This is a genomic window from Lachnoclostridium edouardi (assembly GCF_900240245.1).
Taxonomy (GTDB): domain Bacteria; phylum Bacillota; class Clostridia; order Lachnospirales; family Lachnospiraceae; genus Lachnoclostridium_A; species Lachnoclostridium_A edouardi.
Map to the genome: position 1 here is coordinate 589,381 of NZ_OESQ01000001.1, position 20,467 is coordinate 609,847.

The 20,467-nt window shown below is 42.7% G+C and carries 18 protein-coding genes and 1 riboswitch; of the genes, 6 read left to right on the top strand and 12 right to left on the bottom strand.

Annotated elements, in window-relative coordinates; all coding sequences use genetic code 11:
* Positions 1-72 precede the first annotated feature (72 nt).
* Together C1A07_RS02715 and coaBC are read right to left on the bottom strand one after the other, a co-directional pair.
* Positions 73-897 carry an alpha/beta hydrolase gene (locus C1A07_RS02715; protein ID WP_101875744.1) on the bottom strand — a complete coding sequence of 275 codons (825 nt, stop codon included), beginning with the start codon at positions 895-897 and terminating at the stop codon, positions 73-75.
* Positions 898-909: 12 nt separating this feature from the next.
* Complete coding sequence (coaBC, locus tag C1A07_RS02720) at positions 910-2,100, bottom strand: bifunctional phosphopantothenoylcysteine decarboxylase/phosphopantothenate--cysteine ligase CoaBC (RefSeq protein WP_101875745.1); 1,191 nt, start codon at positions 2,098-2,100, stop codon at positions 910-912.
* Between the two features lie 79 nt (positions 2,101-2,179).
* On the opposite strand from coaBC, the gene C1A07_RS02725 reads away from it, so the two are divergent.
* Positions 2,180-2,947, top strand: a complete 768-nt coding sequence (locus C1A07_RS02725) for a type III pantothenate kinase (RefSeq protein ID WP_101875746.1) — start codon at positions 2,180-2,182, stop codon at positions 2,945-2,947.
* Positions 2,948-3,026: 79 nt separating this feature from the next.
* On the opposite strand, the gene C1A07_RS02730 is transcribed toward C1A07_RS02725, so the two are convergent.
* The 4 genes from C1A07_RS02730 to C1A07_RS02745 are packed head-to-tail and all read right to left on the bottom strand — an operon-like array spanning position 3,027 to position 6,371.
* Entirely contained in the window at positions 3,027-3,764 is a 738-nt protein-coding gene (locus C1A07_RS02730) for a TatD family hydrolase (protein ID WP_101875747.1), read from the bottom strand.
* Positions 3,751-4,494: an ABC transporter ATP-binding protein gene (locus tag C1A07_RS02735; RefSeq protein WP_101875748.1), complete on the bottom strand. Its 744-nt coding sequence runs from the start codon at positions 4,492-4,494 to the stop codon at positions 3,751-3,753. The genes C1A07_RS02730 and C1A07_RS02735 overlap by 14 nt, the downstream gene beginning before the upstream one ends.
* A gap of 28 nt (positions 4,495-4,522) precedes the next feature.
* A complete protein-coding gene (locus tag C1A07_RS02740; RefSeq protein ID WP_101875749.1) occupies positions 4,523-5,602 on the bottom strand; it encodes an ABC transporter substrate-binding protein in 1,080 nt (359 codons plus the stop codon).
* Positions 5,603-5,618: 16 nt separating this feature from the next.
* Positions 5,619-6,371 carry an ABC transporter permease gene (locus tag C1A07_RS02745; protein ID WP_101875750.1) on the bottom strand — a complete coding sequence of 251 codons (753 nt, stop codon included), beginning with the start codon at positions 6,369-6,371 and terminating at the stop codon, positions 5,619-5,621.
* Positions 6,372-6,607: 236 nt separating this feature from the next.
* A riboswitch (TPP riboswitch) is annotated at positions 6,608-6,709 on the bottom strand.
* A 213-nt stretch (positions 6,710-6,922) separates the two neighbouring features.
* Here C1A07_RS02745 and sigG point away from each other — a divergent pair.
* Positions 6,923-7,699 (top strand): RNA polymerase sporulation sigma factor SigG, encoded by a 777-nt coding sequence (gene sigG, locus C1A07_RS02750; protein ID WP_101875751.1) that lies wholly within the window; start codon positions 6,923-6,925, stop codon positions 7,697-7,699.
* Positions 7,700-7,794: 95 nt separating this feature from the next.
* Here sigG and sigE read toward each other — a convergent pair whose 3' ends face one another.
* From sigE to C1A07_RS02780, 6 genes are all read right to left on the bottom strand, one after another.
* Positions 7,795-8,535, bottom strand: a complete 741-nt coding sequence (gene sigE / locus C1A07_RS02755; protein WP_101875752.1) for an RNA polymerase sporulation sigma factor SigE — start codon at positions 8,533-8,535, stop codon at positions 7,795-7,797.
* Complete coding sequence (locus C1A07_RS02760; RefSeq protein WP_101875753.1) at positions 8,532-9,440, bottom strand: sigma-E processing peptidase SpoIIGA; 909 nt, start codon at positions 9,438-9,440, stop codon at positions 8,532-8,534. The genes sigE and C1A07_RS02760 overlap by 4 nt, the downstream gene beginning before the upstream one ends.
* Positions 9,441-9,566: 126 nt before the next feature.
* Positions 9,567-10,784 (bottom strand): hypothetical protein, encoded by a 1,218-nt coding sequence (locus C1A07_RS02765; protein WP_101875754.1) that lies wholly within the window; start codon positions 10,782-10,784, stop codon positions 9,567-9,569.
* A 15-nt stretch (positions 10,785-10,799) separates the two neighbouring features.
* Entirely contained in the window at positions 10,800-11,957 is a 1,158-nt protein-coding gene (locus C1A07_RS02770; RefSeq protein WP_180952160.1) for a TolC family protein, read from the bottom strand.
* A gap of 16 nt (positions 11,958-11,973) precedes the next feature.
* The gene (locus C1A07_RS02775; protein ID WP_101875756.1) at positions 11,974-15,018 is read right to left on the bottom strand and encodes an efflux RND transporter permease subunit; all 3,045 of its coding nucleotides are present in this window, start codon (positions 15,016-15,018) and stop codon (positions 11,974-11,976) included.
* Positions 15,015-16,139 (bottom strand): efflux RND transporter periplasmic adaptor subunit, encoded by a 1,125-nt coding sequence (locus C1A07_RS02780; protein WP_101875757.1) that lies wholly within the window; start codon positions 16,137-16,139, stop codon positions 15,015-15,017. Before C1A07_RS02780 ends, C1A07_RS02775 begins: the two co-directional genes overlap by 4 nt.
* A 273-nt stretch (positions 16,140-16,412) precedes the next feature.
* Here C1A07_RS02780 and C1A07_RS02785 point away from each other — a divergent pair, with 273 nt between their 5' ends.
* The 4 genes from C1A07_RS02785 (at position 16,413) to C1A07_RS02800 (ending at position 20,459) form a co-directional block, all read left to right on the top strand.
* Complete coding sequence (locus C1A07_RS02785) at positions 16,413-17,087, top strand: response regulator transcription factor (RefSeq protein ID WP_101875758.1); 675 nt, start codon at positions 16,413-16,415, stop codon at positions 17,085-17,087.
* Positions 17,084-18,133 carry a sensor histidine kinase gene (locus tag C1A07_RS02790; protein ID WP_101875759.1) on the top strand — a complete coding sequence of 350 codons (1,050 nt, stop codon included), beginning with the start codon at positions 17,084-17,086 and terminating at the stop codon, positions 18,131-18,133. Before C1A07_RS02785 ends, C1A07_RS02790 begins: the two co-directional genes overlap by 4 nt.
* 36 nt (positions 18,134-18,169) lie before the next feature.
* Positions 18,170-19,288: an N-acetylmuramoyl-L-alanine amidase family protein gene (locus C1A07_RS02795; RefSeq protein WP_101875760.1), complete on the top strand. Its 1,119-nt coding sequence runs from the start codon at positions 18,170-18,172 to the stop codon at positions 19,286-19,288.
* Between the two features lie 136 nt (positions 19,289-19,424).
* On the top strand, positions 19,425-20,459 hold the full coding sequence (locus tag C1A07_RS02800; protein ID WP_101875761.1) for an N-acetylmuramoyl-L-alanine amidase family protein: 1,035 nt from the start codon (positions 19,425-19,427) through the stop codon (positions 20,457-20,459).
* Positions 20,460-20,467: the final 8 nt, after the last annotated feature.

The following is a 20,467-nucleotide window of genomic DNA, read 5'->3' on the forward strand; positions in this document are numbered from 1 at the left end:
CTGAATCTGTGCTGTAAGAATTTGTCAAAAGTCTCACTAAATGTTCATAATATACCAAAAACTCACCTTTCGTCAAGACTCCAGTCCTTCCATCCAAAGTCTGACAAGAGGAATCCACTGCTGGCAGCATGGCACTATATAGGTTTTTCCAGGCACAGGGGCCTTGGCAGAATCCCTGGCAGCCAACGACAGGCCGTGGCCTCCCTCCGGAAATAAATGATACTCTATGCTGACTCCTGCTCTCCGCAGGGCCATAACAAACAGCAGACTGTTTTCTGCCGGTACAGTACCGTCCTTGTCTGTATGCCACATAAATACCGGAGGCACATGAGGGCCTACATGGTTTTCTAAAGAAACCATATTTCTTTTTTCTTCTATGTTTTCATTACGCCCTAAAAGATTTTTAAAAGAACCTGGATGACAATACTCTCCTGCGGTAATCACCGGATAGCACAAAATTAATCTGTCAGGCTGTATATCAGATTTTTCCTTTTCTAATGATTGATACAGCCACTCCTGATTCCAAAATACGCCTAAGCTGGCCGCCAAATGTCCTCCTGCTGAAAATCCGCAAACCACAATCTTCTCAGGATCTATGCTCCACTTTTCTGCCCTTTCTCTTATTTTGGCCACCGCCAAAGCCAGCTGCTTTAAAGCCGTTGGAAAGCAGGCGGGAGCCACGCTGTATTCCAGCACAAACCCGTGATATCCCATGGCTAAAAACTGCATGGCCACCGGCTCCCCCTCCCTGTCAGAGCACAGCTGATAGCTGCCTCCGGGGCATATAATTATTGCCGGCCGTTTTCTTCCTTTTTGACACTGAATTTCATCTCTTAAATAGCAGGTAAGCCATCCCTCATGTCCGTCTGCGGAAATTAAAAGCTTCTCGATTTTCATATTCTTCCTCTTTTACATTTTACTTAGAATAAAAGAAAGGATTTTATCTGCAGCCTCTGCTTTTGTCATTTTAGGAAGCTGCTCCTCCTGATCCTTTGTAATCAATGTGACTACGTTTGTATCTGTGCCGAACCCGGCCCCTTGTACTTTTAAATTATTTGCCACTATCATATCTACCTGCTTTTTTTCCAGCTTCTCTCTGGAATTTTCCAGCATATCCTGGGTTTCCATAGAAAAACCGCACAAAAACTGGCCGTCTTTTTTATGCTGTCCCAGCCAGGCTAAAATATCCTCTGTCCGCTCCAGGTCTATAGAAAGATTTCCGTCTTTTTTCTTCATCTTTTCCTCAGACACATTTTTCGGCCTGTAATCTGCCACTGCCGCTGATTTAATAATAATATCCTGGTCTCCCGCCCTTTCCTTTACCGCCTGAAACATATCCTCTGCCCTTTCTACTTCTACAATATCTGCAAACCTGGGCTTTGGAATTGAAACAGGGCCTGAAACAAGAGTAACCTTTGCCCCTCTGCGGGCCGCATTTTCGGCAATTGCGTATCCCATTTTTCCTGTAGAATGATTTGTAATAAAACGAACAGGGTCAATGGCTTCTCTTGTAGGACCGGCTGTCACCAGCACCTTTTTTCCCGCTAAATCCTTTTCACAGCCGATTTCCTGAATAATGTAGTCTAAAAGCACCTCCGGCTCCGGCATCTTGCCTGCCCCTGTATCACCGCAGGCTAAATATCCCCAGGCCGGGTCTATTACCTTCATTCCGCAGCTTTTTAATATAGAAATATTATTTTGTAAAATAGGATTTTCAAACATATTTGTATTCATTGCCGGAGCTATGATTTTGGGGCATTTGCAGGCCAGGGCCGTAGTAGTCAGCATGTCGTCTGCAATGCCGTGGGCCAGTTTTGCAATCACATTGGCGGAAGCCGGCGCTACAATCAAAAGATCTGCTTTTTTGGCTAAAGACACATGTTCTACCTGAAACTCAAAATTCCTGTCAAATGTATCTGTAATACACTTATTTCCTGTTAAAGATTCAAATGTAATAGGATTAATAAAATACTCTCCGTTTTTTGTCATCAGCACCCGCACGTCGGCGTGCAGCTTTACCAGGCTGCTGGCAAGGCTGGCAGCTTTAAATGCCGCAATACTTCCTGTTACTCCTAAAATCACTGTCTTTCCATTTAACATAACTGCCTCCCGTTGTTTTTCCTGAAAAAATATGGTATATAGTATAGCATAACTTGTACTGATTGGAAAGGAGTCCCTTATGATTTTAACTATTGATATGGGCAACACAAATATTGTAGTAGGCGGCATTGACCATAAAAAAACTTATTTTGTGGAGCGTATTACTACAAATAAGGATAAAACAGACTTAGAATACGCTGTAACATTTAAAAACATTCTGGAAATTCACAAAGTTTCTTCTTCTCATATTGAAGGAGCGATTATATCTTCTGTAGTCCCTCCCTTAAACAGCGTCCTTACCTCCGCCGTTAAAAAGGTTACAGGCCACACCCCTCTTTTAGTAGGCTCAGGAATGAAAACCGGCCTGAATATTCTTATGGACAACCCAAAGGCCACAGGAAGCGATATGATTGTGGACGCAGTAGCTGCCATTAATGAATATCCTCTGCCTCTGATTATTATTGACATGGGAACAGCCACTACTATGTCTGTAGTAGACCCGGCAGGCAATTATATTGGAGGCGTAATTCTTCCAGGCATCAGAATTTCCCTGGAAACCCTTAGTTCCAAAACAGCGCAGCTTCCTTCCATCAGCCTGGAGGTTCCTTCTAAGGTCATTGGAAAAAATACTGTGGACTGTATGAGATCCGGCTGCATGTACGGAAACGCGGCTATGCTGGACGGTCTCATTGACAGAATGGAGGAGGAGTTAGGTATGCCGGCCACAGTAATTGCCACCGGAGGCCTTTCTCAGTTTGTCACTCCTTTATGCCGCCACAAAATCATTTATGAGGACACCTTGCTGTTAAAAGGGCTGATGATCCTGTACGATAAAAACCAAAAATAAAAGAACTGTAAATGGGGAGGGAGAACTTCCCCTTTTTCATTTACAGCCCTTTATCTATGTCCGTTTATTTTGTTCCTGTTTATTTTCCCGCCATAAAACGCTTCATGTTTTCTGGCATTAACATGCTCATTTCCTCCTGGCTGATTCCCTTCATCCGGGCAGTTAAGCCGCATACAAAGTCTAACAGCTCTCCCATTTCTTCTACAGGACGTTCTCCCAAAGCCCAGCACACTGCCAACCAGCCGTCTGTCTCTGTAATTAAACGGTTGGCAGGCACCATGGAAACTACCTGCTGCACAGCCTCATTCTGCTCTAAATCCGGTCCCACAGTAAAATAGCAGTCCAAATCTAAATATTTTTCCAAATAATCTAAGGAAGAATACCAGTGAACTAAGTACTTATTCGGATATTTAGCAATCAGACGGCTGATTTTTTCTTCCTGGCCTTTTGTGTGAAGAACCACCGGCTTTTTCCACTTAGCTGCCAGTTCCAGTTGGGCGCAGAATGCCTTCTCCTGTACATTTAACGGCACTTGACACCACACGCTGTCCATGCCTATTTCCCCGATGATTTTGGCCCTTTTAAGCCAGGGCTCCATTTCTTCCACAGAACACCGGGCGCTGTGCCAGGGGTGCAGTCCATAGGCGGCAATAAGGGAAGAGTCCTGACTCTCCAGCTTATAAAGCTCCTCCCACTCTGCCGGATTCCCGCCGCAGTACATTGTCATAATATTCTGCTCCCTGCGCACCTGTCTTTCTTTCTCTGTGCCTATATGAGCGTGACCGTCGCACCTGAATATCTGCTTATTTTCTTCCATTAGAATTCTCCATGATTTCTGTATAAATCTTCTGCCTCAATTCTCCCTGACCATACAGCCACTCTCTTGTTCTCTCGCCTTTAGGTACAATCAACTCTGTTTTTACCTTAGCCGGACTTCCTCCTAAAATTAAGATTCTGTCAGATAAATAAATCGCCTCGTCCATATCATGTGTTACAAGCAGAATAGTTTTTCCCATTGTCTGCCTTACAGAAAGCAGCCACTCCTGCATCTCGCCTCTTGTAATAACGTCCAGGGCTCCAAATGGCTCATCTAACAGCATAATATCCGCCTGGCAAAGGGTGGTCCTTAAAAATGCGGCTCTCTGCCTCATTCCTCCAGATAAAGCGGAAGGGTATTTGTCCTCATAGCCGGCCAGCCCAAAGGCAGCCATATTTTTCATAGCTTCTTTTTTGGCTTCCTCTAAATGGCCGTGAACCTTTCCGTAAAGGCATACATTATCCAGTATTTTTTTCCACGGAAACAAAAGATCATTTTGAGGCATATAAGCAAAATGCCTGGACATGCCCTTTATTTTTTCGCCGTCTACAGAAATGGTCCCTGTCTCCGGCGCAATTACTCCTGTCAGCAATTTTAATATAGTAGATTTTCCGCTTCCGGAAGCTCCCAAAATACTGACAAATTCTCCTTCTTCTACCTGAAAGTCCAGGTTCTCCAATATCATTTTTCCCTCATAGGGAAATGAAAGATCTGAAACGCTTAGTTTCATTCTGTTTTCCTCTCTCCCACCTTTTTATTTACTCAGGCAGGAATTCATTTGTGTAGCAGTCTGCCGCAGGGATTACCTTGTCGATTACTCCGTATTCATTCATAAACTCTGTATAATTATCCCATACACTGTCCTTCATAGTACCCCATGTATCAGCGTCCTCCATATATTTAGATGACAAATATTCCTGGGACATCTGAAGCATATCTAAAGGATAGTCAGGAGCGTATTTCTGTAAAATTACGGCGCTGTCCTCTGGGTTGGCAATGGCATATTCATATCCTTCTGCTGTGGCCTTTAAAAACTTTTTAACCATTTCAGGCTTTTCCTCCAGCACCTTATTGCTGGCAATAATAACAGGAGTATAGTAGTCTAAACGCTGATCCAGCTGGCGCAGTTCCATATAATTAATAGGGAAATCGCTCATTTTACACTTTACAACATCCCATCCCTCATAAAACCACATAATGTCCGCCTTGTCTTTTAAGGCTGCAAATCCGGAGCCGTCAGAGATTACCATGTTCAGCTTGGAAAAATCAGCTCCCTCTTTTTCCATAACTGCCTTTAACACAGCTTCCTCCCCAGGGCCTCCCCACCCTGCGTATGTTTTCCCCTCAAAATCCTTTGGTGAATGGATATCCTTATCTGCATATGTGGCAAATCCTGAGGTGTTATGCTGTACAATGGCTGCAATTGCTTTAATGGGCAAAGGATCTTTAGACGCTAAGGCCACAGTTACGTCCTCCTGATAACTGATGCCAAAGTCTCCCTTTCCCACAGAAATTAAAGTGGCTGTGGCTCCCTCTGTAGGTTCAATAATCTTTACATTTAATCCTTGATCTTCATAATATCCCTGATCTAAGGCAACATACATACCTGTATGGTTGGTATTAGCCACATAATCCAAAATTACAGTTACATCCTCCAGCTCTTCCTGACTGCTTTTTTCCTCATTACTTCCCTCTGAGGCAGATGTGCCGTCTGACTCCCTGTTTTCTACGCCAGAGGTTACTGCTTTCTGCGTTTCTTCCTGCTTTTGTCCTCCGCAGCCTGCTGTCACCATCATAACAGCCGCCATGGCTGCTGCTAATAGTTTTTTATTTTTCATTGTTTTTCTCCCTTTATTATTTTTTTCTGGAATAGGGCATAGAAACATATTGGAAAATACGAATCAGCCCGTTCATACACAGACTTAAAATTATAATTACTAAAACGCTGGCAAATACTCTATCTAACATATATCCGTTTTTTACCCTTAATAAGTAATATCCAAGTCCCTCCTGAGATCCAATCCATTCCCCTACTACGGCGCCGCTGATACTGTATGTGGCCGCCACCTTCAGACCTGATATTAGGGAAGGCACAGCTGCCGGCAGTTTTACTAAACTGTAAATTCCAAAGGTTCCGGCTCCATATGAACGTAACAGATATACATATTCTTTATCTAACTGCTCCATCCCATCTGAAAAGCTGACTACAATAGGAAAAAAGCACATTAAAACTACCGTAAGTATTTTAGGCGTCATGCCAAAGCCCAGGTAAATAATCAAAATAGGCGCCAGCACAATCATAGGAACTGTCTGGGTTACTACTAACAGCGGATAAACGCTTCTTTTTACTGCCGGAAAACGATCCATAGCAATTCCTATTCCTATAGCCAGCACAAAGGCGATTCCTATTCCGGCTAAGGCCTCTAATACTGTAACTACAGCATGGCCGGCCAGCACGGCGGCCTCTGTTTTTAAGGCCTCCAATACCTCTACAGGGGAGGGCAGCACATATAGGGGAATATGGTAAATTCTTACCGCCCCTTCCCAAACAGCCAGCAAAACCGCCATAAGCAGCACAGGCGCCGCCTGTTTTTTATATTCTTTCATTTTATCTCCTTTCACTTAACCTGAGGGGACTTTTTACTTTATGGAAAATCCTATGAAAGTTTCTTATAAACAAGAAAGAAGTTCGCAAGCGAACTTCTCGCGCCAAGCGCGGACGCGTAAGCGTCATATTTCCTCTTCGCCCTTGTGCGCATCCCGCCCGGAGGGCTTTTTTGTGCTATAGGAAATTTGTCGAAATTTCCTATAGCATAAAAAAACTCTGCACAGGAGCAGAGTTTACGTTTTTTTCGCTATGTCCCTACGTTGGCATTATCCAAATCAGGTCCTGGGTCGAAATTTATTTCCTCTCAGCCTGTAATCAAGCTCCCCTTTTTACGTTTAAGATTGTAGCATATATGTTTTTTTTTGTAAAGTCCAGAGGCTTCATATATAGTGTTTCACCTTTATACTAAGATTTTTCTGTAAGCTTTTGTGCTGTCAAGGCAGTTTTTCTATGTTTTTCAGGAAATTATTCTCAGACATTTTACAGTATAAATCTTTCAAAATTAGCCCATCATTCCTTTATAAGAAAATGAATGTTGCGGAGGTAGAACATGTCTGGATATAAAGTAGAAATCTGCGGAGTCAACACTTCTAAGCTGCCTCTTCTCAGCAATGAGGAAAAGGAAAAACTTTTTAAAAGGATTCTGGAAGGGGATACAGAGGCCAGAGAACAGTATATAAAAGGAAATTTAAGATTGGTGCTCAGTGTAATTCAAAGATTTTCCAGCAGCAATGAAAACGTAGATGATCTGTTTCAAATCGGCTGTATCGGCCTGATTAAAGCTATTGACAACTTTGACATTACACAAAATGTCCGGTTTTCCACTTACGCAGTTCCAATGATTTTAGGTGAAGTACGCAGATACCTGCGGGATAACAATTCTATCCGCGTCAGCCGCTCTCTCAGAGATACTGCATATAAAGCCATTTATGCCAGAGAAGGTCTGATGAAAAAGAATTTAAAGGAGCCTACTATTATGGAAATCGCCAGCGAGGTAGGTATGAGCAAAGAGGAGATCACCTACGCCCTGGACGCTATACAAAGCCCTGTCAGCCTTTATGAGCCGGTTTACACTGACGGAGGCGATCCACTTTACGTTATGGACCAGATCAGCGATAAAAAGAATTTAGAGGAAAACTGGGTGGAAGATATTTCTTTAAGTGAGGCTATGAAACGGCTTCCTGAACGGGAACGCCATATTATAGACATGAGATTTTTTGAGGGAAAAACTCAGACTGAGGTGGCGGAAGAAATTCACATCAGCCAGGCTCAGGTCAGCAGGCTGGAAAAAAATGCGTTAAAAGCTATGAGAAATTATCTTAGCTGATCTGAAAATATAAGAACAAAAAAATTTTTCGTATTTTCTGCCAGTAGCTTTCGTCTACTGGCAGTTTTATATGGTTTTCAAATATTAATATTATCTTATTCAAATCTGACAATTTCTTTTTTCAGTCTGCTCATAATCTTTTTCTCCAGCCTGGAAATATAGGACTGGGAGATTCCCAGCAAATCTGCCACTTCTTTTTGCGTCATTTCACAGCCGTCCTCATTTGTCAGGCCAAACCGTAATTCTACAATTTTTCTTTCTCTTGGATTTAATCTGCTGATAGCGGCATTCAGAAGATTTTTTTCAATCTCGTTTTCCAGATCTTTATAAATTACGTCCTCGTCAGTGCCTAAAATATCTGAAAGAAGCAGTTCGTTTCCATCCCAGTCTACATTTAAAGGCTCGTCTATAGACACTTCCATTTTGGTTTTATTATTTCTTCTTAAATACATGAGAATTTCATTTTCAATACACCTGGAAGCATATGTAGCCAGCTTAATATTCTTTTCCGGATTAAATGTATTAATCGCTTTAATTAAACCGATTGTGCCAATAGAAATTAAGTCCTCCACCCCAACGCTGGTGTTATCGAATTTTTTTGCTATGTACACTACCAGCCTTAGATTATGCTCGATCAGGGAGGATTTCGCTTCCTTATCCTCCTCTGTTCCCAGCTTAGCGATCATTATGGCCTCCGCCTCGCTTTCTAAAGGCGGCGGCAGAATATCAGCTCCCCCAATGTAGTGAATTTCTCCCTGTTTTTGCAGAAGCATAGTTTTAAAGCTGGGAATCGCTTTAAATTGAAACTGATTTGGCACTGAAACTTTTATTATCATAGCAGATTTCCTCCTTGTTCTTTTCCTTCCTGTAAATCTTCATTTAACAGCATCTGATAGCTTCCATCCGGGGATAAAGGCTCTGTGGCAATAGCAATTAAAGGCTTCTCTACCCGCGTTACCGCCCCGTCCCTTTCTATGTCCATAAAATCCATAAAAATTCCCGGAAGAATTCCCCCCTTTGTGCCTACGGCCTGAAAAGGAATATAAATGACTGAGGAAACCTTTCCGCATATCATTTTTCCCGCTTCTCCTGTCAGCACATGAACTGGCCGCCTTGTCACCGGCTCCCGCAGGTGATTGCCTGTGTCTAAAAGTGCGGTCACTGTAATTTCTTTTCCTTCATGGTGCAGAATTACATGGTAATAATGATTTCTCTCCCGCCGGGTTTCCCCCAGCAAAAGCATTAAGTACTTTACGGCAAAATACGCTCCTAATGCAAAAAATAACCAGGGTACTGCAGAAATAGCATGGGAAAAGTTCCCTGATACTAGTTCTCCCAGATAATACCCTGCATTAATCTGCGTATCCAGAGCATAAAAAATGCCGCACAGGGCTGCCGCCGTCAGGTTCATGGCCCCTACAGCCTTCAGTATTCTGATCAATCCCTTTAGTGAAAATGCAATCTGTATCATCAGTCCGCTGACGCACATCATAGTAAACAGCCGCTCCGCCCACCAGGGCACTACAGGCCACAGGCTGATTGCGCAGGCCCACACCGAACCTGCAGCCGCTGCCGCCGTAATTTTCAGCTTAGTGCTATTTAAATTCATGACCTTTCTCATTATGAAGAGAATCAGGAAGTCCATCAGAAAATTTATGAAAAACAGAACATCTATGTACACATAAGCAGTCACGTGTTTTTTTCTCACCTCCTGTTCACATCCCATATTATATCCGGACATGGCTTCAGATTTTGTCAAACCAGGGGGGCATATTCCATTTTTTCATCGGAATAATCTGCCATAAAACGACACAAAAAAGGACTATCAGTTTTCTACCGATAGTCCTTTAATAAAATTTCTATTTTCTCACTCTACGCTTGTAAATCCCTGTACTGCCCACTCGTAGTCGTTGACAGCCTGAAGCAGCTCCATTTCCGCAGTTTCCGCGGCAGCTTTTTTAGTCAGGAAGGAAAGCTCTTCTTCCTGGTACTCTGCTTTGGAAATCCAGCCGGACTGATAATTTACATCTGCGCTGTTTTTCTTGATTACAGCGCTTTCATATCCAGCCCTGGCGGCGTCCGCAGCTGTTTGCTTTTCCTCTACTGCGTGATACAGCTCCTCCATTTTTATTTTCAGCTGCTGCTCTCCCTGCTCCACTACAGCTAAATGATTGTTGATTTCTGTTGTATTTTTGCTGAAGCTTTCAGATCTTTGGCTGATTAAGGTTCTGTTGTTTCCAATGGCTTTTTCAGTATCTGTTCCCAGATTCATGGCTGTGATCCTGTCTGCCTCCGGCCCTGATACCATCTGTATTTCCGGATCTGCATCTGCAGGCCATCCCACTGTAAGACACAAGCTGCTTTTTAAGGTTTTCAGGCTGGCGTCCATAGATAAAAGGGAGGACTGAGCGGAAAGCAGATTTGTATAAGCTGCGTCGGCCTCTGTCTGGGCAGCTGTACCTGCAGCCACCTGAGCCTGGGCAATGGCATACTCTGTTTCATAAAGCTCTGTCTGCTTCGCCTGAACGTCTCTCTGCAGCTTTAAGGTATTATATGTAATCATAGTCGTCTGAGCTGCAGATAACAGCTGGCGTTCCTGAACGCGGATTGATTTGGAGGCCTTAGGCTTATCGTAATCTTCCACTATATCAATGTATCTGTTTTTTGCAGCTCTGAGAGCTTCCTCCTGAGCAGCATAGTATGCATACTGCTCTGTATCATTTTCATCTTCCGCCAGATCCTTTTCTTTTTCCATACGCCGCTTCTGGCTTTCTAACTCCTGCTGGATTACAGCTGCATCCAGCTTGTTATCTGTCAAATCCTGCCATGTTTTCTGTATGTCTGTATTATATAAATGGATTCTGTCAGCCAACTCGTCATATTCTAACACATTGTCCTGCAGCTTTGCCAGCGTGGCCTCATCATATTCTTTCTCAGTTCCTTCTGTTGTGGTAACGGCCTCCTCTGAGTCCGGGCCCAGGCGCTGCTCCTTTGCCAGGGCCGGAAAGGCGGCGGCTATCTGCATAAAGGCTGTCAGACCTGCTGCAGCCGCATATGCCGCGTAAGGGAATTTTCTTTTTTTCATAGCCTTTTCCTCCCTTTATGAACCTGCATCCGCCAGTCCGTTTACTGCCCACTCATAGGACTCTGTTGCCTCAAACAAATCTATTGCCGTGGTTTTCACAGCAATCTGTTTGCTTAATAAGGTGTACTGCTGCTGCTCATATTCCATAGCTGTGATCATACCTGCCTGGTTTTTGGCGTCTGCAAGAGCCATGTTTTTCGTTTCCAGGGCCTCTGCCGCCACAGCCTGCTCCCAGGCAATTTTGGCTGAAAGCACATTCTGGTAAGCAGTCTGAAGGGAAACGCCGATCTGCTGCTCATTTTCCCGGATAGTATTCTGCAAAGTCTCCTTTGTAGAAGCAGCCTCTGCGTTTTCCAGCTTTCTTTTATTGATCAGCAAAGTATAATTGTTTTCCAAAGCCTTTGCCTTATCTGCAGCTGGGTCCATGGCTGCAATTTTCTCCAGATCCGGCTGAGGAATATCCCCGATTTCCGGATTATCTGTACTTTTCCACCCCAGCATAACATTAAGCTTCTGTCTCATGCTGGTAATAGAGCTTTCTGTGCTCTCTAATGACTGACGGGCATTTAAAAGACTTTCCTCTGCGTTCAGCACATCCATCTCAGTCCCTGTTCCCGCTGCCTTTTGAGCCTCGGCCAAACGGTATGTATTTTCCAAAACCTTTAAATTAGCCTCCTGAAGCTCCTGGTTGATTAAATCAGTTTTGTAGGAAATCATGTTAGATTGGGCCACTACAACCAGATTATCTCTGGCCTGCTCATACTGAAGCCACATTACCTGACTGTCCTCCACATTATCGTCCGCTGTTTCCCTAAGGCTTTCCGCCTGAGTCTCTATAGACAGATCGCTGATCATAGAGCTGGCGTCATCATCTCCAGACATATTGTTGTACAGCTCATCTGCCAGATCTCTGTAGCTTCGCGCCACATCATCCTTGGTAGTGCCGTAATCCTTTTTAAATTGTTCATAGTCCAATTTATTATTCTGGACTGTTACATTATATTCCTCAATTAAATCTGCCAGCTCACTGTATTCTATTGTATCATCCTGCAGCCTTGCCCATTCCTCCTCTGTTCTGGCAAAATGGGGAGTGGCAGCCAGAGCCTGCATAGGCGCTGCAGCTGTTAAAACAGCTGCTGTAAGCGCCGGTAAGGCCTGTTTCCAGTGATTCATTCTGTTGCCTCCTTTATTAATCCAGGTCATATTCTTCCTGTTTCTTAGGTTTTCTGTTTACAAGACTATAATATACCGGCAGCATCAATAAAGCAAGAATTGTAGAAGCCAAAAGACCGCCAATATTTACCAAGGCCAGGCCCTGAGTCATGCTTCCGCTGCTTCCAAATGCTAAAGCCATAGGAACCATGGATACAATAGTCGTCAAGGTAGTCATAAGAATTGGCCTTAAACGAGTGGCTCCCGCCTCAATTAAAGCAGTTTCCATATCCATTTCAGCCCTGTACTGATTTACTGTATCTACATAAAGAATACCGTTATTTACTACTGTACCAATAAGCATCAGGAATCCCAACAAAGAGGTCATACTGATTTTACTGTCTGCCAGCCACAAAAGTAAAACAGATCCCACTAAACTGAAAGGTATAGTGGTCATAACCATAATTGAGAATTTAGGAGACTCAAACTGTGCCGCCATAACTACGAATATTAAAAATACAGCAATACCAATGGCCTGGAAAAGAGCTGCAAACTCTTCTGCCTGAGACTGATCTCTGGAGTTTCTGGCTGTAGTTACATTATAAGGCAGATTAGGATTTACAACCTCCTGGGTCAACACTGTTCTGGTGTCAGAAGTCGCCTCCTTTGTGTACTCTCCTTCAATAGTGACTCTGTATTCCTTGTCATTTCTTGTAATTGTGGACGGGCTGTCCTCATATTTTACCTCCGCCACGTCTGTTAACGCTACAGAGCCTCCGTTTCCTGTAGGCAGAATAATATTTTTTACCTGGTCAATAGAATCATATTTTCCATCTGCATATTCTACACGCACGTCAATGTCATTGCCGTCTACCTCTAAGCTGGTGGCCTCTATTCCGCTTAACATCTGGTTGACAGCAGAACCAATTTCAGAAGCAGTCAGCCCGTTGGCCTTTGCCTTTATAGCGTCTACTTCAATTTTTACAATAGGAGCGCCGTTTTCCAAACTGGAGTGAACTTTTGTCAGCTCTGGTCTTTCCTCTAACTTATCTACTAAATCAGCAGAAACCTCTTTTAAAGTATCATAATCTGTACTTTGCAGCAGCACCTCGTAAGACTGAAAACTGCTGGACATCATACTCATAGAGGAGCCAGCCTCCACTGTAATACTGCAGTTTTCAATATCAGACAGCTCACTTCTCCACTGGTTTGCCACTTCATCTGTGGACATTTTTCTGTTATCCTTTAAATATGCGTTAACAGTTGCAGAGGAGCCTCCTCTGGCGCCGCTGCTTCCTGCATAAGCCATATAAGAATCTAAATCCTCATGTACAGAAATTACAGCCTCCACCTGTTTTAAAACCTCATCCACATGTTCTGTTTTAAGGCCTGGTCTTGTTTCTATAGAAATATTAATTTGTCCCTGGTCGTCAGAGGCCATTAATTCTGTGCCCAGCTGTTTAGAAAGTATAAACGATCCCACCAAAAGCAGTATAGATGTTATCATAACTGTTTTCTTTTTAGGCAGAATCACCTTCATAATATTTCTGTAAGCATTCTGCATATTGCGGACAGGACGGTACATAGGCGCCCTTTCATTTTCCTTAGGCCTGTAAAGCATATAGCACAAAGGCACTACCGCCACTGCGGCTAACAGGGAGGCCGCCATACAGAACACAATGGTAAATCCTAACGGTTTAAACATCTGTCCTGTCATGCCTTCCAAAAACGCCAGAGGCAGGAATACAACGCAGGTTGTCAATGTAGAGCCTAATACAGAATCAGCCACAACATTAGTTCCCTCTAAAGCTGCCTTGGCATAGTCTAAAAATCCGATTTTCTCTGTTGTACGGAAACAGCTTTCCAGAACTACAATGGAGTTATCTACCATCATACCAACGCCTAATGTAAGGGCGCTCATAGTAATAACGTTCAGGGAAAATCCCATTCTGTTCATTAAAATCAAAGCTACTAAAATTGATACAGGAATAGAGCTTCCTACAATTAAAGAGGCCTTTAAATCTCCAAAGAACAGCCACAAAATTGCCATGGAAATTACAATGGCCATAATTAAAGTCTGAAAAACGTCTTTTAAAGAACTGATAATGTCATCGCTGGTATCGCTGGCAATAACAATATTTAAATCAGCATCTTCAGCCGTTAAGGTGTTAATAGTTTCTTTTACTGCTGAGGATACATCCATGGCGGAAGCGCTTTGCTGCTTGCTGATAGATACTGACGTAGTATTCTGTCCGTTGTATCTGGAAAGACTGGCTGCTTCCTCTGTAGTTGTATATATGGAAGCTACGTCCTGAAGATATACAATATTATTGCCGCCTTTTGTAGTTGTAAGAGGAATGGTTTTTAAGCTTTCCTCTGTAGCTGCCTTTAAGCTGGTGGTAACAGACAGCTCCTGTTTTCCCACCGAAGTATCTCCTGCAGGATACGCCACGTCCGCAGCCGCAATGTCGTTTGCTATGGAAGACATAGTCACGCCGTACTGTGACATTTTCTCCGGTATCATTTCTACTTTTATGTACTCTCCCTGTCCGCCTCTTGTATTTACCTCGGCTACAGAAGAAATTTTTTCCAGCTCAGGCACTACTGTATTTTCTACATAATCGTAAATATCGCTTTCCCCTTCTTTTGTAATAGAAAGAGACATAACGGTTGAGGAGTTCATATCCATTTCCATTACTGTAGGGGTTTCTACGTCATCTGGAAGTTTTCTGTCCAGGCTGTCAATTTTCTTTTTCAGATCATCATAAGCCTCATCCATATCTGTGCCATATTCATATTCCAGCATAACGACAGAAGAACCGTCGCTGGAATTAGAAGAAATAGACTTTAATCCGCTTAATGTGCTGACAGAATCTTCTATTTCTTTTGTAACTAACTCGCACACATCCTCCGGGTTGGCCCCTGAATAGCTGGCCATTACAACCATCATAGGGAAGTTCATTTCAGACATCAGCTCTAAAGTAGAGGCCTTTACTGCAGTGTATCCAAACACTACCAGACACAATATACTGAGAACTGCTGTTACTGGCCTGCGGAGAACGAAACTTGTAATTCCTTTCATACTTCACCCTCCTGCTGCTGGCCGCCATCTTCGGAAACCTCAGCCTCTCCCTCTGAAGCTTCCTCCTGTCCTGCCAGCCTTACCTCAGCTCCCTCGTACAACTCAGAGCTCCATGTGCTGACAACCATATCGTCTGCTGTTACGCCGGATAATACCTCCAGCTTTTCTGAATCATAAACTCCTTCTTCAATCTGAATCTTATGTACCACTCCCTGAGCCTGATCATATGTGTACAGGAATGCGTCACCGCCTTCAAAATAAACGGCGTCTACAGGTACTAAAACTGCATTTTCTGTTTTCTCTGAAATAACAGACAGCTTCAGGGAAGAGCCAGTAGGAAGATTTCCCTCATCTGTTAAATTAGCTTTTACTTTAAACAATCCTGTGGAAGTATCTGCCATGGAGCTTACCTCCTGAATCACGCCCTCATATTCCTTTCCGTCCTTTTCTACAGACATTACATCGCCTGCATTTAAATACTGTCTGATTCTTTCAGTAACAGAAAAGGATACAATCTTGCCTCCTTCCCCTGACAGAACGCAGATTAAATTGCTCTGGGATACCGTGTCAAAGACTTCCATATCGCAAAGCTCAATTCTTCCGCTGATAGGAGCTGTAATTGTGCTGTACTCTACCTGGGTTTCATAATTTTGTTTTGCAGATCTGTAGGAAATCTCTGCCATTTCATATGTATTCTGGTACTGTTCATAGCTTTGAGGAGAAATACCTCCGCTGGCATATAAAAGAGACATACGGTCTAAATCAGCCTTTGCCTGTTCCATAGTCAGTCTGGCAGAATCCATACTGTTTTTAGCCGTATCCACCTGCTTTGTGTCAATGGTACAAAGCACCTGGCCCTGCACAACTGTATCCCCCGCCTTTACATTTACAGATGTAACATCTCCAGAAGCTTTAGGGTAAATATATACTACGTCGGATGGCTCTACTGTACCGATTAAGTCTGTAGTCAAAGCCAGATCTCCTACCTCTGGTTTTTCCGCAGACACTACAGGCGTCATAGCCGCCTGCCCAAACTCTTCTTTCTTTGTAAGCCTGGGTATAACAGCGGCCACTAAAACTACAGCCACAACTGCCCCGATGATAATTCCTTTCTTTTTCATGCTTAAAAACTCCTCCATTTTATTTTACGAGACAGCCGCATACAAAAAACTTCCTCTTTTATACAGCTTCTCATTTTCATCAACGCATATAAAAATACATTACAAACATGAACTGAACTTAAACAAATCCATATTTTCCTTCATATACCTGTGAAGTTTCTGTGAAATCAAGTTGTTTTCACAAAAACTTCATAAATAATCTATCCCCTTTGTTGAAAAACTGATATACTTAAATTGTTGATTTAAGAAATTTAAAAGGAGATAAATTTACATATGTTTCACATATTAATTGCAGAGGACGACAAAAATGCCAGGGAGCTTCTGAAAGCTATTTTAAAGGCCAACGGATACCTGCCTTTTACAGCAGCCAATGGTATGGAGGCTTTGGAAATTATTGACAAAAATCACATTGATTTGATTCTGACAGATATTATGATGCCTGTTATGGACGGATATGAATTAACTCAAAGACTGAGGGACAACAACTATGAGATGCCTATTCTTATGATTACCGCCAGACAGATGCCTGAAGATAAGCACAGAGGCTTTATTGCAGGTACAGACGATTATATAACAAAGCCTATTGACGAGGAAGAAATGCTGCTGCGGATCAAAGCATTGCTGCGCCGGGCTAAAATCGTATATGACCATCAGATTTCCATAGGAGAAGTACTGTTAGATTATGATTCACTTACAGTAACAAGAGACAACGATTCCGTAGCCCTGCCTCCCAGAGAGTTTTATTTAATTTATAAGCTATTATCTTACCCTGGAAAAATATTTACAAGAGTACAATTAATGGACGAGATCTGGGGAATGGAATCAGAATCTACAGACAACACTGTAGACGTTCACATTCACAGACTGAGAAAAAGATTTAAAGATTATCCGGAATTTACCATTGAAACAGTGAGAGGCCTTGGATACAGGGTGGTGAAAAATATATGAAAAAAACGCGGCCTTTTTCCGGCAATCTTTTAGTGTTGCTTCCCATTTATACTTTTATCGCTTTATTCCTTACTCATTTTGCTTTATCTGCAGCTATGCTGCTGACTTTTTCCTTTGCCACCGGAAGGCCTGTATCCTTCCGCTTTATGATCCCTCCCGTGCCCTTGCTGATTATAATCAGCCTGGCCGCTGGTTTTCTCCTGACCTTTCTCTTAAACCGGATTATCTTTCGCCCTATGAAAACTTTAGTTTCAGCTATTAATCAGCTGGCTAAAGGAAACTATAATGTAAAAATTCATATGGGTAATATTAAAGAGCTGGCAAATATTTCAGAAAGCTTTAACAGAATGTCAGAAGAACTGGCAAACACTGAAATTTTAAGAACTGATTTTATTAACAATTTTTCCCACGAATTTAAAACTCCTCTCGTATCTCTAAAAGGCTTTGCCAAGCTTTTAAAAAATGAGGAATTGACCAATGAGGAAAAAAACGAATACCTGAATATTATTATCCAGGAGTCCAGCCGCCTTGCCACATTGTCCAGCAATATTCTAAACCTGTCCAAGGTGGAAAAAATGTGTATTGTCACAGAGCAGAAAAATTTTGATCTGGCTGAACAAATACGGCGGTGTATATTAGTATTAGAACCTAAATGGTCTAAAAAGCAGCTGGATCTGCAAATTGACCTTCAGGAACTGTCTTTCAAGGGAAATGAGGATCTTCTCAGCCAGGTGTGGATCAATCTTATAGACAACGCCATTAAATTTTCTGATCCCGGCTCTTCTGTTTTCATTTCTTTATCAGGAAATCAAAAGCAGATTGTTTTTCAGCTCCAGGATCAGGGCTGCGGCATTTCAGAGGATAAGCTTCCTCATATATTTGACAAATTTTATCAGTGTGATACTTCCCACACAACAGACGGCAACGGCATAGGACTGGCTATTGTGAAAAGAATTGTCTGTCTTTGCGGAGGGAAGATTCATATAGAAAGTAAGCCTGATTCAGGGACAAAGGCAACGGTTATCCTTCCCTGTCAGGCCAGTTAATATTTTCACAGTTATTATTTTTTAGAAGGAGGTACTATGAAGGGGTACAAACAACTTACAGTTGCACTGTTGACAGCTATTTTTACAGCATCTGCGGCCTTTACCGCTTTGGCGAAAGAGGAACGCACAAAAATTACATCTGTCTCCTTAACTATTGATGCAGAGGTAGGTGAGGACAGCGATTTCAGCGATATGCATCTGGATATTCAAACCGGCTCCGGCCCTTATTCCCTGGAGGATTATGAAATCACAAATGATTCCAGCTCTTCCAAATATCCTTTAATTGAAATCACGCTGGCTGCTGACAATGATTATTATTTTGACGTATCCTCACGGGATATTTCTTTCAGCGGCGAGGAGGTTACTCTCTCCTCCAAAAGCACTAAAAACAGTTCTGAAACATTAATTCTGAAAATTAAGCTTACTGACCTGGAATATGATCTGGATACTATTGATTCTGCAGACCTGGATTCTAACGGTATGGGAACCTGGAATTCCGTGCCTGGAGCCAGAAAATACGAGGTGCGCCTGTACAGAAATAACAGCATGATAGGCTCCACAAAAACTACTACTGACACAGAATATGACTTCAGCAATATGATTACCAGAAAAGGCGATTATTTCTTTAAGGTTCGGGCTATCGGCTATGATTCTTCCAACAAAAGCGACTGGGCAGAATCAGACTACTGCTATTATGAAGATGAGCTTAGCGATTCCTATGACGACGACTGGGACAATTGGTACGGCCCCAGCGGCCCTGGAAATTCCTATTACAGCGGCTCTAACAACGGCCCAGGAGTAAATTCCGGCAGCTCCTCCTCCGGCAATTGGGTGCAAAATCAGACAGGCTGGTGGTATCAATATTCCAACGGCTCCTACCCTACAAATACTTGGCTTTTTGTGGATAATAACTGGTTCCACTTTGACGGCAGCGGTTATATGCAGACAGGTTGGATCATTGACAATGGACGCTGGTTTTACTTAAATCCCAACAGCGACGGTACCAAAGGCCGTATGATGACAGGCTGGGTTTGGATCAACGGAAAATGTTACTATTTTAATCCTGTTTCCGACGGCACCAGAGGGGCCTTAATTACTAATTCTGTTATTGGCGGAGTTTATTATGTAGGCGGGGACGGCGCATGGATTCAATAAATATGGAATTTTATTCCAGATGTTTTTTATATTCTGGCAATTAACATAAAATTCTGTAAGATATTCTTTAAAATCCTGTAATTGACAGTATTTACTACAAAATGCTATACTTGGAATATAAGAAGGAGGGGTCGAAATGAAAAAATTAAAAAAATTATGCTCCCTGTTATTGACAGCCGCTATGATATCCAGTTTATGTGCTGTACCTGGTATGGCTGCAGAGGATCGAAAGAAAATTGAAACTGTCAGATTGAATATTTCTGCTGATTTAGGTGAATATAGTGATTACAGTGATATTGACCTGGATATTTCTTCAGAGGGAACGGCAAATTACTCTATCGAAGATTATGAAATCACCAACGCATTTGATACCTCCACATATCCTGTGGTCAAGGTGATTTTGGAAGCAGACGACGGCTACTATTTCAGTCTTTCCAAAAGTGATGTAAAGCTGACAGGCGATGATGCCGAGTGTACTTCTAAGTCTACATCTGATCGCTCTGAAACCTTAACATTAAAAATCAAGCTGACCGATATTACAGCTGATATAAGTTCACCGGAAAATGTGGAATTTTTCTCCAACGGATACGCTCAGTGGGACGGAGTGACAGGAGCCAGAAAGTACGAAGTAGTTTTATACCGCAACAGCTCTATTGTAGGTTCCAAACAGACCACAACCAGCACAGATTACAACTTTAGCTCCATGATTTCAAGAGAAGGCACATATCACTATAAGGTGAGAGCTCTTGGAAACAAATCAAAAGATACCAGCGAGTGGGAAGAATCTGATGAAGTAGATTTTTCCTACGCATTAGGAAACGGCACTCCCACTTCCGGAAATGCCGGATGGCGTTCTAACAGCACAGGCTGGTGGTATCAAAACGCCAACGGTTCCTACCCTGCAAATACATGGCTTTATGTGGACAACAACTGGTTCCACTTTGACGGCAACGGTTATATGCAGACAGGTTGGATTCTGGATAACGGCAACTGGTTCTATCTAAATCCTAACAGCGACGGTACCTGCGGCAGAATGATGACAGGCTGGGTTTGGGTAAACGGAAAATGTTACTATTTTAATCCTAACAGCGATGGTACAAGAGGCGCCATGCTTTCAAATACTTATGTAGAAGGATTTTATTTAGGTCCTGACGGAGCATGGGTTCAATAATAATAGAC

Bases quoted from the DNA above. Each gene is read 5' to 3' on its own strand.
- C1A07_RS02775 (WP_101875756.1), bottom strand. From the start codon at position 15,018: ATGAAAGGAATTACAAGTTTCGTTCTCCGCAGGCCAGTAACAGCAGTT.
- C1A07_RS02790 (WP_101875759.1), top strand. From the start codon at position 17,084: ATGAAAAAAACGCGGCCTTTTTCCGGCAATCTTTTAGTGTTGCTTCCC.
- C1A07_RS02735 (WP_101875748.1), bottom strand. From the start codon at position 4,494: ATGAAACTAAGCGTTTCAGATCTTTCATTTCCCTATGAGGGAAAAATG.
- C1A07_RS02715 (WP_101875744.1), bottom strand. From the start codon at position 897: ATGAAAATCGAGAAGCTTTTAATTTCCGCAGACGGACATGAGGGATGG.
- sigE (WP_101875752.1), bottom strand. From the start codon at position 8,535: ATGATAATAAAAGTTTCAGTGCCAAATCAGTTTCAATTTAAAGCGATT.
- C1A07_RS02795 (WP_101875760.1), top strand. From the start codon at position 18,170: ATGAAGGGGTACAAACAACTTACAGTTGCACTGTTGACAGCTATTTTT.
- C1A07_RS02785 (WP_101875758.1), top strand. From the start codon at position 16,413: ATGTTTCACATATTAATTGCAGAGGACGACAAAAATGCCAGGGAGCTT.
- C1A07_RS02740 (WP_101875749.1), bottom strand. From the start codon at position 5,602: ATGAAAAATAAAAAACTATTAGCAGCAGCCATGGCGGCTGTTATGATG.
- C1A07_RS02730 (WP_101875747.1), bottom strand. From the start codon at position 3,764: ATGGAAGAAAATAAGCAGATATTCAGGTGCGACGGTCACGCTCATATA.
- C1A07_RS02800 (WP_101875761.1), top strand. From the start codon at position 19,425: ATGAAAAAATTAAAAAAATTATGCTCCCTGTTATTGACAGCCGCTATG.
- sigG (WP_101875751.1), top strand. From the start codon at position 6,923: ATGTCTGGATATAAAGTAGAAATCTGCGGAGTCAACACTTCTAAGCTG.
- C1A07_RS02725 (WP_101875746.1), top strand. From the start codon at position 2,180: ATGATTTTAACTATTGATATGGGCAACACAAATATTGTAGTAGGCGGC.
- C1A07_RS02765 (WP_101875754.1), bottom strand. From the start codon at position 10,784: ATGAAAAAAAGAAAATTCCCTTACGCGGCATATGCGGCTGCAGCAGGT.
- coaBC (WP_101875745.1), bottom strand. From the start codon at position 2,100: ATGTTAAATGGAAAGACAGTGATTTTAGGAGTAACAGGAAGTATTGCG.
- C1A07_RS02770 (WP_180952160.1), bottom strand. From the start codon at position 11,957: ATGAATCACTGGAAACAGGCCTTACCGGCGCTTACAGCAGCTGTTTTA.
- C1A07_RS02745 (WP_101875750.1), bottom strand. From the start codon at position 6,371: ATGAAAGAATATAAAAAACAGGCGGCGCCTGTGCTGCTTATGGCGGTT.
- C1A07_RS02780 (WP_101875757.1), bottom strand. From the start codon at position 16,139: ATGAAAAAGAAAGGAATTATCATCGGGGCAGTTGTGGCTGTAGTTTTA.
- C1A07_RS02760 (WP_101875753.1), bottom strand. From the start codon at position 9,440: ATGTCCGGATATAATATGGGATGTGAACAGGAGGTGAGAAAAAAACAC.